Source organism: Burkholderia sp. D-99 (assembly GCF_011605345.1).
In the GTDB taxonomy this organism is placed as follows: Bacteria; Pseudomonadota; Gammaproteobacteria; order Burkholderiales; family Burkholderiaceae; genus Burkholderia.
On the sequence record NZ_JAAOXM010000006.1, the window covers coordinates 247,740 to 263,292 of the forward strand.

The 15,553-nt window shown below is 67.2% G+C and carries 10 protein-coding genes and 1 tRNA gene; 7 read left to right on the forward strand and 4 right to left on the reverse strand.

Going from position 1 to position 15,553, the window contains the following annotated elements:
- Positions 1-242: 242 nt before the first annotated feature.
- From fixL to HAV18_RS23140, 4 genes are all read left to right on the forward strand, one after another.
- On the forward strand, positions 243-2,759 hold the full coding sequence (gene fixL / locus HAV18_RS23125; protein ID WP_166960304.1) for an oxygen sensor histidine kinase FixL: 2,517 nt from the start codon (positions 243-245) through the stop codon (positions 2,757-2,759).
- Positions 2,756-3,394, forward strand: a complete 639-nt coding sequence (gene fixJ, locus HAV18_RS23130; RefSeq protein WP_006493245.1) for an oxygen response regulator transcription factor FixJ — start codon at positions 2,756-2,758, stop codon at positions 3,392-3,394. Before fixL ends, fixJ begins: the two co-directional genes overlap by 4 nt.
- 268 nt (positions 3,395-3,662) lie before the next feature.
- Positions 3,663-4,523: a bifunctional methylenetetrahydrofolate dehydrogenase/methenyltetrahydrofolate cyclohydrolase FolD gene (gene folD, locus HAV18_RS23135; RefSeq protein WP_060063379.1), complete on the forward strand. Its 861-nt coding sequence runs from the start codon at positions 3,663-3,665 to the stop codon at positions 4,521-4,523.
- A 232-nt stretch (positions 4,524-4,755) separates the two neighbouring features.
- Entirely contained in the window at positions 4,756-6,843 is a 2,088-nt protein-coding gene (locus HAV18_RS23140; RefSeq protein ID WP_166960307.1) for a M3 family metallopeptidase, read from the forward strand.
- 60 nt (positions 6,844-6,903) lie between these two features.
- Here HAV18_RS23140 and dinB read toward each other — a convergent pair whose 3' ends face one another.
- Positions 6,904-8,115, reverse strand: coding sequence for a DNA polymerase IV (gene dinB, locus HAV18_RS23145; RefSeq protein ID WP_166960320.1), 1,212 nt, complete (start codon positions 8,113-8,115; stop codon positions 6,904-6,906).
- Between the two features lie 137 nt (positions 8,116-8,252).
- Between dinB and HAV18_RS23150 the strand changes: the two genes are divergently transcribed.
- The gene (locus tag HAV18_RS23150; RefSeq protein WP_166960323.1) at positions 8,253-8,945 is read left to right on the forward strand and encodes an aspartate/glutamate racemase family protein; all 693 of its coding nucleotides are present in this window, start codon (positions 8,253-8,255) and stop codon (positions 8,943-8,945) included.
- A 238-nt stretch (positions 8,946-9,183) separates the two neighbouring features.
- Positions 9,184-10,608, forward strand: coding sequence for a PoNe immunity protein domain-containing protein (locus HAV18_RS23155; RefSeq protein WP_166960326.1), 1,425 nt, complete (start codon positions 9,184-9,186; stop codon positions 10,606-10,608).
- A gap of 161 nt (positions 10,609-10,769) precedes the next feature.
- Here the strand turns inward: HAV18_RS23155 and HAV18_RS23160 are convergent.
- Positions 10,770-10,846, reverse strand: a tRNA-Met gene (locus HAV18_RS23160).
- Positions 10,847-11,029: 183 nt separating this feature from the next.
- Here HAV18_RS23160 and xth point away from each other — a divergent pair.
- Complete coding sequence (gene xth, locus HAV18_RS23165; RefSeq protein ID WP_166960329.1) at positions 11,030-11,806, forward strand: exodeoxyribonuclease III; 777 nt, start codon at positions 11,030-11,032, stop codon at positions 11,804-11,806.
- A 21-nt stretch (positions 11,807-11,827) separates the two neighbouring features.
- Here xth and HAV18_RS23170 read toward each other — a convergent pair whose 3' ends face one another.
- A complete protein-coding gene (locus HAV18_RS23170; RefSeq protein WP_166960332.1) occupies positions 11,828-13,936 on the reverse strand; it encodes a prolyl oligopeptidase family protein in 2,109 nt (702 codons plus the stop codon).
- Positions 13,937-14,026: 90 nt separating this feature from the next.
- On the reverse strand, positions 14,027-15,544 hold the full coding sequence (gene ntrC, locus HAV18_RS23175) for a nitrogen regulation protein NR(I) (RefSeq protein WP_166960335.1): 1,518 nt from the start codon (positions 15,542-15,544) through the stop codon (positions 14,027-14,029).
- Positions 15,545-15,553 lie beyond the last annotated feature (9 nt).

Here is a 15,553-nt window from a genome sequence, read left to right on the forward strand (position 1 = left end):
CGCTCTCGTGCAGACGACGCGACGCGACCGGCTGCGGGCAAGCTCCAGCGGATTGTAATGAGCGTGCGCGGGCCTGCGCAACAAAATTTTCGAATTGTGAGATCTTTTCTCGCAATACGGAATATTGCTGCGCTGCACCCATATTTCGGGGCTCTCCGGCACGCCGCGGCGGAACAAATCCGTTTCCGTTCAACATATCCGGTATAGGTTTTCCATGTATTGCGCTGCGCTACAATCCTGCCATGTTGACCGATCGGCTTTTCGCACGCTCGGCGCGACCGTCGGGCCCGCCGGCGGAGTCGCAGCCGTCCCGTTGGCACCACGGACCGTGGTGGTCCAATTCCTATTTGCTGACGCCACTGCTGTCGATCCTCGTGTTCCTGGTGGTGATGAGCCTCATCCTGTGGAGCCTCAATCGCCGCGAACAGCAGCAGCAGGAAGACACCCTCTTCCGTAACGTCGCGTGGGCCCAGCAGCAGATCCGCCTGTCGATGACGGGCGCGCAGGAACAGCTTCAGGCGCTGTCGCGCGATCTCGCGTCCGGCCGCCTCGACCAGAACGCGTTCCAGATGGCCGTCGCTGACGTGATGCAAACGCATCCGGAAATCCTCTACCTGAACTGGTACACGTCGCCCGGCGTGCAGCGCTGGCCGACCGTGCATCCGCCGCTGCTCGGCCAGCGGCTCGCGAAGCCCGGCGAAGCGCAGATGCAGGACGCCGTGCGCGGCGCCTACGACGAAGCGCGCGGCACGCGCCGCCAGGCCTATTCGCCGCTGATCTACGACGACTTCGGCAACGGCTTCATCACGCTGCAGACGCCTGTGATGCGCGGCGACCGCGAGTACCTCGGCTCGATCGCCGCGGTGTTCTCGGTCGAAGGCATCCTGAAGCACGACATCCCGCAGGAACTGTCGTCGAAGTACAAGATCTCGATCACCGACGCGAACAACCGCGAGCTGTCGTCCACGTCGACGCGCCCGCGCCTGCCGCGCGACTCGCATTACGACCTGCCGCTCGATCCGCCCGGCCAGGGGCTGACCGTGCGCGTGTACGCTTTCCCGCAACTCACCAACCTGACCAACAACACGCTCGTGTGGCTCGTGGCGGGCCTGTCGTGCTTCGTGCTGTGGAGCCTCTGGAGCCTGTGGAAGCACACGCGCCAGCGCTTCGAGGCGCAGCAGGCGCTGTACGCCGAAGCGTTCTTCCGCCGCGCGATGGAAAACTCGGTGCTGATCGGCATGCGCGTGCTCGACATGCACGGCCGCATCACGCACGTGAACCCCGCGTTCTGCCGGATGACGGGCTGGGACGAAACCGACCTCGTCGGCAAGGTCGCGCCGTTCCCGTACTGGCCGCGCGACGCTTACCCGGAAATGCAGCGCCAGCTCGACATGACGCTGCGCGGCAAGGCACCGAGCTCGGGCTTCGAGCTGCGCGTGCGGCGCAAGAACGGCACGCTGTTCCATGCGCGCCTGTATGTGTCGCCGCTGATCGACAGCTCCGGCCGCCAGACCGGCTGGATGTCATCGATGACCGACATCACCGAACCGAAGCGCGCGCGCGAGGAACTCGCGGCTGCGCACGAGCGCTTCACGACGGTGCTCGAAAGCCTCGATGCCGCGGTGTCGGTGCTGGCCGCCGACGAGGCCGAGCTGCTGTTCGCGAACCGCTACTACCGCCACCTGTTCGGCATCCGCCCGGACGGCCATCTCGAACTGTCGGGCGGCGGCTTCGACCGCGCACAGGCATCGTCCGACTCGATCGACATGGTCGATGCGTTCGCGGGCCTGCCGGCCGCCGCGCTGACGAGCAGCACGGCGGACGCGCAGGAGGTGTACGTCGAGAGCATCCAGAAGTGGTTCGAGGTGCGCCGCCAGTACATCCAGTGGGTGGACGGCCACCTCGCGCAGATGCAGATCGCGACCGACATCACGACCCGCAAGAAGGCACAGGAACTCGCGCACCAGCAGGAAGAGAAGCTGCAGTTCACGAGCCGATTGATGACGATGGGTGAAATGGCGTCGTCGATTGCTCACGAATTGAACCAGCCGCTCGCCGCGATCAACAACTACTGCTCGGGCACGCTCGCACTCGTCAAGAGCGGCCGCGGCACGCCGGAGACGCTGCAGCCCGCGCTGGAAAAGACCGCGCAGCAGGCGCTGCGCGCGGGGATGATCGTCAAGCGGATCCGCGAATTCGTGAAGCGCAGCGAGCCGAAGCGCCAGCCGGCGCGGGTTGCGGACATCGTCGCCGACGCGGTCGGGCTTGCCGAAATCGAGGCCAGGAAGCGCAGGATCCGGATCGTCACGGAAATCCTCGCAAGAATGCCTATTATTTATGTCGACCCCGTGCTGATCGAGCAGGTGCTGATGAACCTGATGAAGAACGCGGCCGAGGCGATGGCCGACGTGAAGCCGGCGTCGGCGGACGGCGTGATCCGCGTCGTCGCCGACATCGATGCGGGATTCGTCGACATCCGCGTGATCGACCAGGGTCCGGGCGTCGACGAAGCGACCGCCGAACGCCTGTTCGAACCGTTTTACAGCACCAAGTCCGATGGCATGGGCATGGGGCTGAACATCTGCCGTTCGATCATCGAATCGCATCGGGGGCGTCTGTGGGTGGTCAATAACGTCGAGCCGGATGGCCGCATTTCCGGCGCGACGTTCCACTGCAGCCTGCCCATTGGGGAACCCGCTGATCTCGGCCGAGGGGGGCGCGAGGCATCGGCATCACACACCGTTACGGGAGAACTATGAATAGCCCTGTCACCACCACTCAGGAAACCGTCTTCGTCGTCGACGACGACGAGGCCGTACGGGACTCGCTGCGCTGGCTGCTGGAGGCGAACGGCTATCGCGTGCAATGCTTCTCGAGCGCCGAGCAATTCCTCGATGCGTATCAGCCGGCGCAGCAGGCCGGCCAGATCGCATGTCTGATCCTCGATGTGCGGATGTCGGGCATGAGCGGTCTCGAACTGCAGGAACGCCTGATCGCCGACAATGCCGCGCTGCCGATCATCTTCGTCACGGGTCACGGCGACGTGCCGATGGCTGTCTCGACGATGAAAAAGGGTGCGATGGACTTTATCGAGAAACCGTTCGACGAAGCCGAGCTGCGCAAGCTCGTCGAGCGGATGCTCGACAAGGCCCGAAGCGAAAGCAAGAGCGTCCAGGAACAGCGTGCCGCGAGCGAACGCCTGTCGAAGCTGACCGCGCGCGAGCAACAGGTGCTCGAACGGATCATCGCAGGCCGCCTGAACAAGCAGATCGCCGACGATCTCGGCATCAGCATCAAGACGGTCGAAGCGCACCGCGCGAACATCATGGAAAAGCTCAACGTCAACACGGTGGCCGACCTGCTGCGCCTCGCGCTGTCGAAGAAGCAGGCCTGAGCGCGTGCCGGCCGCGGCGGCACTGCCCGCCCGGTCGCGGGGCGCTTCCGCCCATGACGTAACGGCCTGTTCCGGCCGCCCCGCGCGATGCGGCCCACTCGCGCGGCGGCGGCCTTTCCTTTCCTCCCGGCGTGCGAGCGCCGCGGCCGTGACGCTTCCCGCTCATTCGCTGTCGGACGACAGCAAGCGACCGGTATAATTGCGTGCTTTGCTGCGGCGCTTCGTGCGTCGCACGCCCGCATTCCAACTTCCCGGCAGGACCACCACCATGACAGCCCTCCTCATCGACGGCAACGCCCTTTCGAAGACTCTGCGCGCACAGGCCGCCGAACGCGCCGCCGCCCTGACCGCACGTGGCCACCAGCCCGGTCTCGCGGTGATCCTCGTCGGCGCCAACCCGGCGAGCGAAGTCTACGTGCGCAACAAGATCAAGGCGTGCGAGGACAACGGTTTCTTCTCGCTGAAGGATGCGTACCCGGCCACGCTGTCGGAAGCCGACCTGCTCGCACGCATCGACGAGCTGAACCGCGACCCGAAAATCCACGGCATCCTCGTCCAGCTGCCGCTGCCCGCGCACATCGACAGTCACAAGGTGATCGAGGCGATCGCGCCGGAGAAGGACGTCGACGGCTTCCACATCGCGAACGCCGGCGCGCTGATGACCGGCAAGCCGCTGTTCCGCCCGTGCACGCCGTACGGCGTGATGAAGATGTTCGAGGCACACGACATCCCGCTGCAGGGCGCGAACGCGGTCGTGATCGGCCGCTCGAACATCGTCGGCAAGCCGATGGCGATGATGCTGCTCGACGCCGGCGCGACCGTGACGATCTGCCACAGCAAGACCCGCGACCTCGCCGCGCACACGCGGCAGGCCGACGTCGTGGTCGCCGCGGTCGGCAAGCGCAACATTCTGACCGCCGACATGGTGAAGCCCGGCGCGACGGTGATCGACGTCGGCATGAACCGTGACGATGCGGGCAAGCTGTGCGGCGACGTCGACTTCGCGGGCGTGAAGGAAGTGGCCGGCCACATCACGCCGGTGCCGGGCGGCGTCGGCCCAATGACCATCACGATGCTGCTGATCAATACGATCGAAGCCGCCGAGCGCGCCGCCGACGCAGCCGCCTGACCCCCTGCCCGTTCAACCGGCACGCGGTTCCGCGTGCCGGTGCCTCGCCGGCCGCATCGCGCCGGCCGCGCCTCCCGACGCCCCGCATTCGACCCCGCGTCAATCGCCTCGTTAGAAACTAACGATTGGAAAGCGCGCGATGCGCCCCAATAATGTCGATATCGGGCGCCGCGTTGCTTTGCGCGCCTTACCCTTTTCACTCCGGTTCATCCGGCAACAGACAGGGAGTCTTATGTCCGCCAGCGCCAACACCAACCCGCTTCTCGACTTCTCGGGCCTGCCCCGCTTCGGCGAGATCCGCCCGGAACACGTGACGCCCGCGCTCGACACGCTGCTCGATGCCGCCAACCGCGCGGTCGAAACGGCAAGCGCGGCTGCGACGCCGGCAACCTGGGCAGAAATCGTCGAGACGGTCGAGCACGCGACGGAGCCACTCGGTCGCGCCTGGGGCATCGTCGGCCATCTGAACGCGGTCGCCGATACGCCCGAACTGCGGGCCGCCTACGGCGAGAACCTGCCGCGCGTGACCGAATTCTGGTCGAGCGTCGGCCAGAACCTCGCGCTGTACGAGAAGTACAAGGCGATCGCCGCGAGCGCCGAATACGCAACGCTGTCCACCGAACGCAAGAAGATCCTCGACAACGCACTGCGCGATTTCCGCCTGTCGGGCGCCGAGCTGCCCGAGGACCAGAAGCCGCGCTTCGCCGAACTGCAGGAACAGCAGGCCGCGTTGTCGAAGGCATTCTCCGATCACGTGCTCGACGCGACCAACGCGTACGCTTACTTCGTGCAGGACGACGCCGAACTGGCCGGCCTGCCCGGCGACGCGATCGAGGCCGCCCGTGAAGCCGCGCAAAAGGACGGCAAGGACGGCTGGAAATTCACGCTGCACTTCCCGTCGTACTTCCCGGTGCTGCAATACGCCGACAACCGCGCGCTGCGCGAGACGCTCTACCGCGCCTATGCGACGCGCGCGTCGGAACTCGGGCCGCAGTACGGCGACGGCAAGGCCGAATGGGACAACACGGCGATCGTCGCCGATGCGCTGAAGCTGCGCCGCGAAGAGGCGCAGATGCTCGGCTACCGCAACTTCGCCGAAGTGTCGCTCGCGCCGAAGATGGCCGAATCGCCGCAGCAGGTGATCGCGTTCCTCGAGGATCTCGCGACGCGCGCGCGCCCGCATGCGGACAAGGACTGGGACGAGCTGCGCACGTTCGCCGCGAAGGAACTCGGCCTCGCCGAACTCGCGCCGTGGGACGTCGCGTACGCGGCCGAGAAGCTGCGCCAACAGCGCTACGCGTTCTCGGAAAACGAGGTCAAGCAGTACTTCCCGGAACCGGCCGCGCTGAAGGGCCTGTTCACCGTCACCGAGGCGCTGTTCGGCGTGCAGATCAAGCCGGACGATGCGCCGGTGTGGCACAAGGACGTGCGTTTCTTCCGCGTCGAGAACCGCGACGGCTCGCTCGTCGCGCAGTTCTATCTCGACCTGTACGCGCGCGAAGGCAAGCGCGGCGGCGCGTGGATGGACGACGCGCGTTCGCGCGCGAAGCGCGGCAACAGCGTGCAAACGCCCGTCGCCTATCTCACCTGCAACTTCTCGGCGCCGATCGGCGGCAAGCCCGCGTGCTTCACGCACGACGAAGTCATCACGCTGTTCCATGAATTCGGCCACGGGCTGCACCACATGCTCACGCGCGTCGACGAGCTCGGCGTGTCGGGCATCAACGGCGTCGAATGGGATGCCGTCGAGCTGCCGTCGCAGTTCATGGAAAACTTCTGCTGGGAATGGGACGTGCTGTCGTCGATGTCGTCGCACGTCGACACGGGCGCCGCGCTGCCGCGCGAGCTGTTCGACAAGATGATCGCCGCGAAGAACTTCCAGAGCGGGCTCGGCACGCTGCGCCAGATCGTGTTCTCGATGTTCGACATGCTGCTGCACGTCGACTTCGACCCGGCGGGCGCCACCGGCGTGACCGCATTCGCGCGCGAGATCAACGAACGCTATCACGTGATCCCGCAAGCCGCGTTCTCGCGCTGGCCGAACACGTTCAGCCACATCTTCGCGGGCGGCTACGCGGCCGGCTACTACAGCTACAAGTGGGCCGAGGTGCTGTCGGCCGATGCGTACGCGGCGTTCGAAGAAGCGGCTGCCGCGAGCGGCAGCGTGCTCGACGCGGCAACCGGCACGCGCTATCGCCGTGAAATCCTCGAGGTCGGCGGCAGCCGCCCGGCGATGGAATCGTTCAAGGCGTTCCGCGGCCGCGAGCCGCAGATCGATGCGCTGCTGCGCCACAACGGGATGGCCGCGCCCGCGCATTGAGCGCGCGCTGTCCGGTTCGTCCGGCTGCATCGAAAGGCACCGCTGCGGCGGTGCCTTTTTTCATGGCGCCGGGGATTCGTCGGCTGCGTCGCCCGCGTTGTCGGCATGGTCCGCGTGCCCGGCTTCGTCGTCGAACAGCGAGAATTGCCCGTGACGCTCGGCGGTATCCTCGTCGATGCGCACGCCGACGCCGAGCAGCCGTACCGCCTGCGCACGGCGTTGCAGCCCCTTCGCGAGCAGCGTGACGGCCGTGTCCGCATGCGTCGCGTCGGCCACGCACTCGACCGTCGTGCGCTGGAAATCGGCGAAGCGGATCTTCACGTACAGCTTGCGGATCGACCGCGCGGCGCCCGCCCGTGCGATTCGCCCATCGAGTTGCACGACGAGGCGGCGGATTTCCTCCGCGCACTGTTCGAGCGTCGTCAGATCGGTGACGTAGGTCGTCTCGACGCTGACCGACTTGCGCTCCTGGTCGGCCTGCACGGGCCGCTCGTCGATCCCGCGCGACAGTTCGTACAGCCGCCGTCCGAACGCGCCGAATTCGCGGTGCAGGTCGATCAGCGGCCAGTCGCGCAACTGCGCGCAGGTCTGGATGCCGAGCCGGTCGAGCCGCGTGGCCGTCACCTTGCCGACGCCGTGCAGCTTGCGCACCGGCAGCGCCGCGACGAACGCGTCGATCTGGTGCGGCCGCACGACGAACAGCCCGTCGGGCTTGTTCCAGTCGGACGCGATCTTCGCGATGAACTTGTTCGGCGCGACGCCGGCCGACACGGTCACGCCGACCGTGTCGTACACGCGCTGGCGGATCTCCCGTGCAATCAGCGTCGCACTGCCCTGGCACCGCTCCGACCCGCTGACGTCGAGATACGCCTCGTCGAGCGACAGCGGCTCGACGTCGGGCGTGTAGTCGCGATAGATCGCCATGATCTGCCGCGACGCCGCGCGGTACTTGTCCATCGCGGTCGGCAGGATCAGCAGGTCCGGGCACTTGCGCATCGCCAGCGCCGACGACATCGCCGAATGCACGCCGTAGCGCCGCGCCTCGTAGTTGCAGGTCGCGATCACGCCGCGCTGGTCGGGCCGGCCGCCGACCGCGAGCGGCCGGTTGCGCAGCGACGGGTCGTCTCGCATCTCGACCGATGCGTAGAAACAGTCGCAGTCGCAGTGAATGATCTTGCGCATGCGCGGCAGCGCGTCGCCAGGCGGCGGCACGTGCGGATCGGCAGGCGGAATGATGGTCGGGTTCACGGTGCCGATACTGTACAAAAACACAGTGCCGGTTTCAACTGTCGCGTGCGGCCGCGCCCGGCTGCGCCGTACCGGCCCGCTTTGCGCGGATCGTTCCGGCGGGGCGCGGGCCGCGGCACCTATACTCGTCTGCCGCAATACACGAAACGCAAAGGTGACGGATGAAGACGATCGGATTGATCGGCGGAATGAGCTGGGAATCGTCGGCCGAGTACTACCGGATGATCAATCGCCATTCGAAGGCGCTGCACGGCGGGCATCACAACGCGAAGAGCGTGCTGGTCACGGTCGATTTCGCGGAGATCGAAGCACTGCAGCGCACGCACGACTGGGCGGCGCTCGGCGACCGGATGGCCGGCGCCGCGCGGCAGCTCGAAGCGGCCGGCGCCGACCTCGTCGTGCTGACGACCAATACGATGCATCGCGTATGCGATGCGATCGAAGCCGCGGTGACGCTGCCGTTCCTGCACATCGCCGATCCGACCGGCACCGCGCTGCGCGATACGGGCGTCGAGCGCGTCGCGCTGCTCGGCACGCGCTACACGATGGAGCTGCCGTTCTACGCGGAGCGGTTACGCGGCAAGTTCGGAATGGAGGTGCTCGTGCCGGACGAACGCGGGCGCGACGACGTGCACCGGATCATCTACGACGAGCTGTGCCACGGCATCATCTCGCCGGAATCGCGCGCGACGTACGTGACGATCATCGAAAAACTCGCGCAGCAAGGCGCGCAGGCCGTGATCCTCGGCTGCACGGAAATCACGCTGCTGATCGGCGAGCACGACTCGCCGCTGCCGGTATTCGATACGACCGCGCTACATGCGAAGGCGGCGGTCGAGTGGGCGGCGCGCTGACGCGCGCGATGTGCCGGCCGTGCGGCGGCGTCACCGTGATTCGCGGCCAGACGCATGCGTTGATCGATCCGTTCCCGGGCAGCCGACGGACAGGCGTCGACGAACAGGACCATGCATTCGCGAAACGCCACGCCGGACGACTTGGTAGGATATCGACCCCACCTCGATCAGGACGATTTGCCGAATGGGAAATCGCGCATGGCTGTACCTTCGGAGCGACACCGGCAACGGCGGGCGCATGACCCAGGTCGCCGAGACCAGCAACCATTTTCCGACCTTGTGGCGCATCCTGCTGGCCGATGGCGCCAGAGGCGCGGCGATCGCCGATCAGCGCGTATTCGGCAACGCGGACACCGACAACCTGACCTGCGATGCAGGCGCTGCCATCGGGCGGCTGGGCACGCTCGCCGCCTTTCTCCGCCAGCATGCACGTCGCGGCGAGACACCATGGCTGGCGCGCCAGTTCGACGGCGCGCTCCGGTATCTCGGAGAGCAGGCCACTCGCCTGACGGAGAACGGGCGGCCCGCAGCCTTTTCGGCCGATCTCGACGAGTTGTCGTGGCTGTCCGACGCCGACGACTTCATCGCGGTCGCGCGCGAATCCTGCCACGCAACCTGGACGCAGATACAGGCATGCATCACGGCGAACGATGCACAACGCGTACGAAGCCTGCTCGAGATCGACGAGCCGCGTGACTGGGTGTGGGGATTCGGCTTCGGCGGCCTGTCTCACGCTTATTTCTCACGACAGCAGCCGCCACGTGACGCGACCTACGACGAATTCGTCGCATCGGGAGGATTGTCGGCCGACGACCTGCGCAGCGACGCTGCCGGCTCCGATGCGTTTCGCGCGTCGCGGCGCCAGCGATTCCTGAGCGAGGACTATTTCAACTGGCTGCAGCCGTATCTGGACGAGCGCGTCGCCTACTGGTCTGAACACGTCGCACCGGTGGGCAGCACCGACCACGAACGGAAGGCGCTGGCGGCACGCTATCTCGTTTCGGGCCACTACCCGCGCTTTCTGCTGATGTACACGAGCGGCATGGACCTGACGCTGCTGCGCGATGCGCTCGAACCGGTGATCGCGGCATACGAGCGCTGCGCCGACGCGTGCCGCGCACACGAGGAGAACGATCGCCTGCCGCCGCTCGGGTTCGGCGACATCGAAGACTACGAAACCGTGATGCAGCTGATCGGCTTCTGCTACCTGCTACATCGCCGCGACCTGCTCCCGCGCATCGCCGCGATGTTCGATCCCGCCTATCGCGCACGCGATACGCTGTACGAAGACCTGCTCGCGTACGAACTCGAAGGCCGCTTCGATGTCGACCAGTGGTTTCACGACGTACCGTATCGCCCGCTCGTCTTCAGTTTCTACCGCGACACGAAGGCCGAATGCGTCGACGATATCGCCGCCTATCTCGACGCATGGTATCCGGCGATGCACGACGCGACCTGGCACGACGGCCATCTCGACATCGGTGCGAAGGGAAAAGGTCACAAGATCTATTTCGGCTACTGGGCCATCGAAGCGGCAGCGGCGGCCTATCTGCTGGCGCTCGACGACAGCACCCTGCGCAATCGGCTGACGTATCCGAAGGATCTCGCCGACTTCGCGCGCAGCTACGATGCGCAGCACACGGCACGGGACGGCATACGTTGATCGGGGCAAGGCCCGGCGAATCCGCACGAGCCGGGCGGCCGTGGGCCGGCACACCGCAGCACATCGTGCCGAGGCCGGAAAACAAAAAACCCGGCACGAGGCCGGGTTCCTGTCGACGAAGCGCGCATCGGTCATTTGCGCTGCACATCGTCTGGTGTGCTTGGTTGCGGGGGTAGGATTTGAACCTACGACCTTCGGGTTATGAGCCCGACGAGCTGCCAGACTGCTCCACCCCGCGTCAGAGAAATAAATTATAGGGTGAGGGAGCACTCACGTCAACACTTTTGTCACAATTTCTTCTCCGTCCACCGTGACAGCGGTGCGAGGCACTGCCCTCGCCCCGCACGACAGGCGCGTTCGCGCCGCGTGCTCGCGGTAAGATGGCGGCCTTCGCATTCACCCCGCACGCACACTCCCGTTCATGAAAATCGCCACCTGGAACGTCAACTCGCTCAACGTCCGCAAGCAGCACGTGCTCGACTGGCTCGCGCAAAGCGGCACCGACGTGCTGTGCCTGCAGGAACTGAAGCTGCCGGACGAGAAATTCCCGCGCGCCGATCTCGAAGCCGCCGGCTACCGCAGCTGGTTCACGGGCCAGAAGACCTACAACGGCGTCGCGATCCTCGCGCGTGACACGCTGTCGGTCGACGAAGCGGACGTCGTGCGCAACATCCCCGGCTTCGACGATCCGCAGCAGCGCGTGGTCGCCGCGACGGTCGACGGCGTGCGCATCGTGTCCGCGTATTTCCCGAACGGCCAGGCGCCCGACTCCGACAAGTTCGTCTACAAGATGCAATGGCTCGACGCGCTGCAGGCGTGGCTGCGCACCGAGCTGCAGCGCTACCCGAAGCTCGCGCTACTCGGCGACTACAACATCGCACCGGAAGACCGCGACGTGCACGACCCGGCGAAATGGGAAGGCCAGAACCTCGTGTCGCCGCAGGAGCGCGCGCACTTCGCGCAGCTGATCGAACTCGGCTTCGTCGATGCGTTCCGCCGCTTCGAACAGCCGGAGAAGACCTTCACGTGGTGGGACTACCGGATGATGGGCTTCCGCCGCAACGCGGGGCTGCGCATCGACCACATCCTACTGTCGCCGGCGCTCGCCGAGACCTGCACGTCGTGCGAGGTCGATCGCACGCCGCGCACGTGGGAACAGCCGTCCGACCACACGCCCGTCGTCGCGGTCGTCGGCTGATCGTCCAATCCGCCCGCGCGTTCAGCGACGCGCGGGCGCCGGCCCGAGATGGGCCCACAGGAACCCGAATTCCGCCGCATCGGCTTCCGCGCGTTCCAGATCGTCGGCGCTGCCGTGGCCGCCGTCGGTGTTCTCCCAGTACCACACCCGTTCGTGACCGAGCGCATGCATGCGTGCGGCCATCTTGCGCGCATGCGCGGGATGCACGCGGTCGTCGCGCGTCGACGTCGTCAGCAGTAACGGCGGATATGCGGCGCCTTCGCGCACGCAGTGATACGGCGAGTACGCGGCCAGCGCCGCACCTTCGTGCGGATCGTCCGGGTCGCCATACTCGTCGAGCCACGCGGCGCCCGCGTGCAGCTTCGGGTAGCGCCGCATGTCGAGCAGCGGCACGCGGCAGAGCACCGCGCCGAACAACTCCGGGCGCTGCACCATGCACGCGGCGACCAGCAGCCCGCCGTTGCTGCCGCCCTCGATACCGAGCTGCGCGGCGCTCGTCACGCCGGTCGCGGCCAGATCCTCGGCCACCGCGATGAAATCGTCGAACGAGCGCTGGCGGTGTTCGCGCTGCGCATCGACGTGCCAGCGCGGCCCGAACTCGCCACCGCCGCGGATATGCGCGAACGCCATCACGCCGCCGCGCTCGAGCCACCCGATGCCGAACGCGTCGCTGTAGCCCGGCAGGTTCGGGATCGCAAAACCGCCATAGCCCGACAGCAGGCACGGCCGCGCGACACGCGCAGCGCCGTCGGTCACGTCGAGTGCATCGCGCGGCCCGATCAGCGTGTACGGCACCATCGTGCCGTCTTGCGAACGCGCGCTCGCGCGGCGCACGACGAGCCCCGCCGCGTCGAACTGCACCGGCGGCCGGTCGAGCAGCACGCGGCGCGACGACGCATCGTCCGCACGGTCGGCAAGATCGGCCAGCCAGCATTCGGGCGGATCGAGATAGGTGTCGACGTCCACGTAAATCTCGTCGTTCAGCGTCGACTCGACGGGCTCGACGTCGATCTGCGCGTCACCCGGCCAGTCGAACGGCCGCGCATCCCACGTCCATGTGCCATCGTCGGCCTGCCGCGGCTGCCACAGCATCGTGCGGTTGTGCACGTCGTCGAGCCAGCTCGCGATCAGCGTCGTGCGCGTGTGCGTCCACGTGCACGCGGAGGTCGACGGTTGCGGTGCGAACAGCGTCGTGAGTTCGCGCGACCCGGCCAGGAACGCCTGCTCGCGGATCGCCAACAGCGAGCCGCCCGCGTGGCGCACGCCATCGCAATCCCAGTCGAGGCGCGGCTCCAGCACGAGCCAGCCTTCCCAGAACCCGACCTCGACATGGGTCGGCACGTCGTAGCGCGCCCATTCGCCCGCGTCGGTCAGCCGGTACGCATGCGCGTCGAAGAAGTCGACGCTGCGCCACGCGACGTGGCGGTTGTCCGTCGGATCGAACCCCGCACCCGCGCTGATGTCGTCGGGTTCGCCGCGGAAGACGACGGGCGCATCGGCAAGCGCCGTGCCGCGCACCCAGCGCCGCGCTTCATACGGATAGCCGGCCGCGGTTGCATGCGCTTCGCCGCGATCCCAGCTCACGTAGACGGTATCGCGATCGATCCAGCCGACCGTGTGATGCCCCGGCTCGTCGATCGTGAAGCCGCCCTCGACGAAACGACGTTCGACGAGATCGAATTCGCGCACGACGACCGCGTCGGCACCGCCCGGCGACAGCGACAGCAGCGCGCGATCGCCGTCCGGATACAGGATCGCGTCCTGCTCGAACACCCACGACTCGCCCTCCTCCGCGCCGAGCGCGTCGACGTCGAGCAGCGTTTCCCACGCCGGCCGGCCCGCACGCCAGTCATCCCAGCGCGTGCAGCGCCACAGCCCCTTCGGATGGAGATCGTCCTGCCACAGGTCATACGCCCAGTCGCGCCAGCGGGTTGGAATCACCGGGCGTTCGCGCGGCAGGTACGCCTTTGCGAGGCGCGCCGTCAGCGCGCGATACGCGTCGTCGTCACGCAGCGCGGCGCGCGTGCGCGCATTCTGCTCGTCGACCCACGTGCGGGCGCGCTTGCTGTCGAGCGCTTCGAGGAAACGGAACGGGTCGGCCCCGGCGGGCCAGCGGAAGGAATCGGACATTGAGGATCGGCGGAATGGCAAACGACGTGCAAACCGCGATTATGTCCGATCGCGGCATGCGCGATGCCCGCGCATGCCGCGAAATCGTGCTCAGGGCTCCAGATGGAGTTCCTGGATCTTGCGCGTGATCGTGTTGCGGCCGATGCCGAGCCGCTCCGCGGCCTCGACCTTGCGGCCGCGCGTGAAGTCGAGCGCCTCGCGAATCACGGCCGCCTCGAAGCGGCGTGCAAGTTCGTCCATCACGTCGGCCGAGTTCTCGCGCAACAGCCGTGCAACCTCGGTGCGCAGGCCGTGCTCCCACAGCGGATAGCCGGCCGGCGCGCTGCCGTTCGGCGCGGCCGCAACGGGCGTGGACGCCACCGGTGCCGCACCGGTCAGCGATGCCGAGAGCGCCGCATCGCCGCCACCGACGTGTGCGTCCACACCGTCGCCCGCGGTGACGACCGGCGCACCGGCCGGCACGAGGTCGGGCGGCAGGTCCTTGATCTCGACCGTCTGCGCGGGCGCCATCACGGTCAGCCAGTTCGCGAGGTTCTCGAGCTGGCGCACGTTGCCGGGAAACGCGAGCGACGTGAGGTAAGCCAGCGCCTCGTCGGACACGCGCTTCGGCTCGACGCCGAGATCGCGCGCACTCTTCTGCAGGAAGTGGCGCGTGAGCAGCGCGATGTCCTCGCTGCGTTCGCGCAGCGGCGGCAGGCGCAGCCGGATCACGTTGAGCCGGTGGTAAAGGTCCTCGCGGAACAGCCCCTGGCGCACGCGCGATTCGAGATTCTGGTGCGTCGCGGCGATCACGCGCACGTTCGCGCGCAGCGGGTTGTGCCCGCCGACCCGATAGAACTGCCCGTCCGACAGCACGCGCAACAGGCGCGTCTGCAGGTCGAACGGCATGTCGCCGATTTCGTCGAGGAACAGCGTGCCGTTCTCGGCCTGCTCGAAGCGGCCCTGCCGTGTGGTCTGCGCGCCGGTGAACGCGCCGCGCTCATGGCCGAACAGCTCGGATTCGAGCAGATCCTTAGGAATCGCCGCGGTGTTCAGCGCGATGAACGGCCCGTTCGCACGCGGGCTGTGACGGTGCAGCGCACGCGCGACGAGCTCCTTGCCGGTGCCCGATTCGCCGGTGATCAGCACGGTCGCGGCCGAATGCGACAGGCGGCCGATCGCGCGGAACATGTCCTGCATCGCGGGCGCCTGGCCGAGCATCTCGGGCGCCTCGGCCACGCGCTCGTCCTGCGGCGCGCCGCCGCGCAGGCTTTCCTCGACGGCGCGGCGGATCAGCTCGACCGCCTTGTCGACGTCGAACGGCTTCGCGAGATATTCGAACGCGCCGCCCTGGAACGCCGCGACGGCGCTGTCGAGATCGGAGAACGCCGTCATGATGATGACGGGCAGGCCCGGCAGGCGCTCGTGCATCGCCTGCAGCAACTCGAGGCCCGAGCCGCCCGGCATCCGGATGTCGGATACGAGCACCTGCGGTGTCTCGTGGTCGAGCGCGGCCAGCGCATCACGCACGTTCGCGAAGCTCTTCGTCGCGAAGCTGTCCCGGGCGAGCGCCTTTTCGAGCACCCAGCGGATCGATTGGTCGTCGTCTACTATCCAGATCGGCTTCATAGGTCGGTC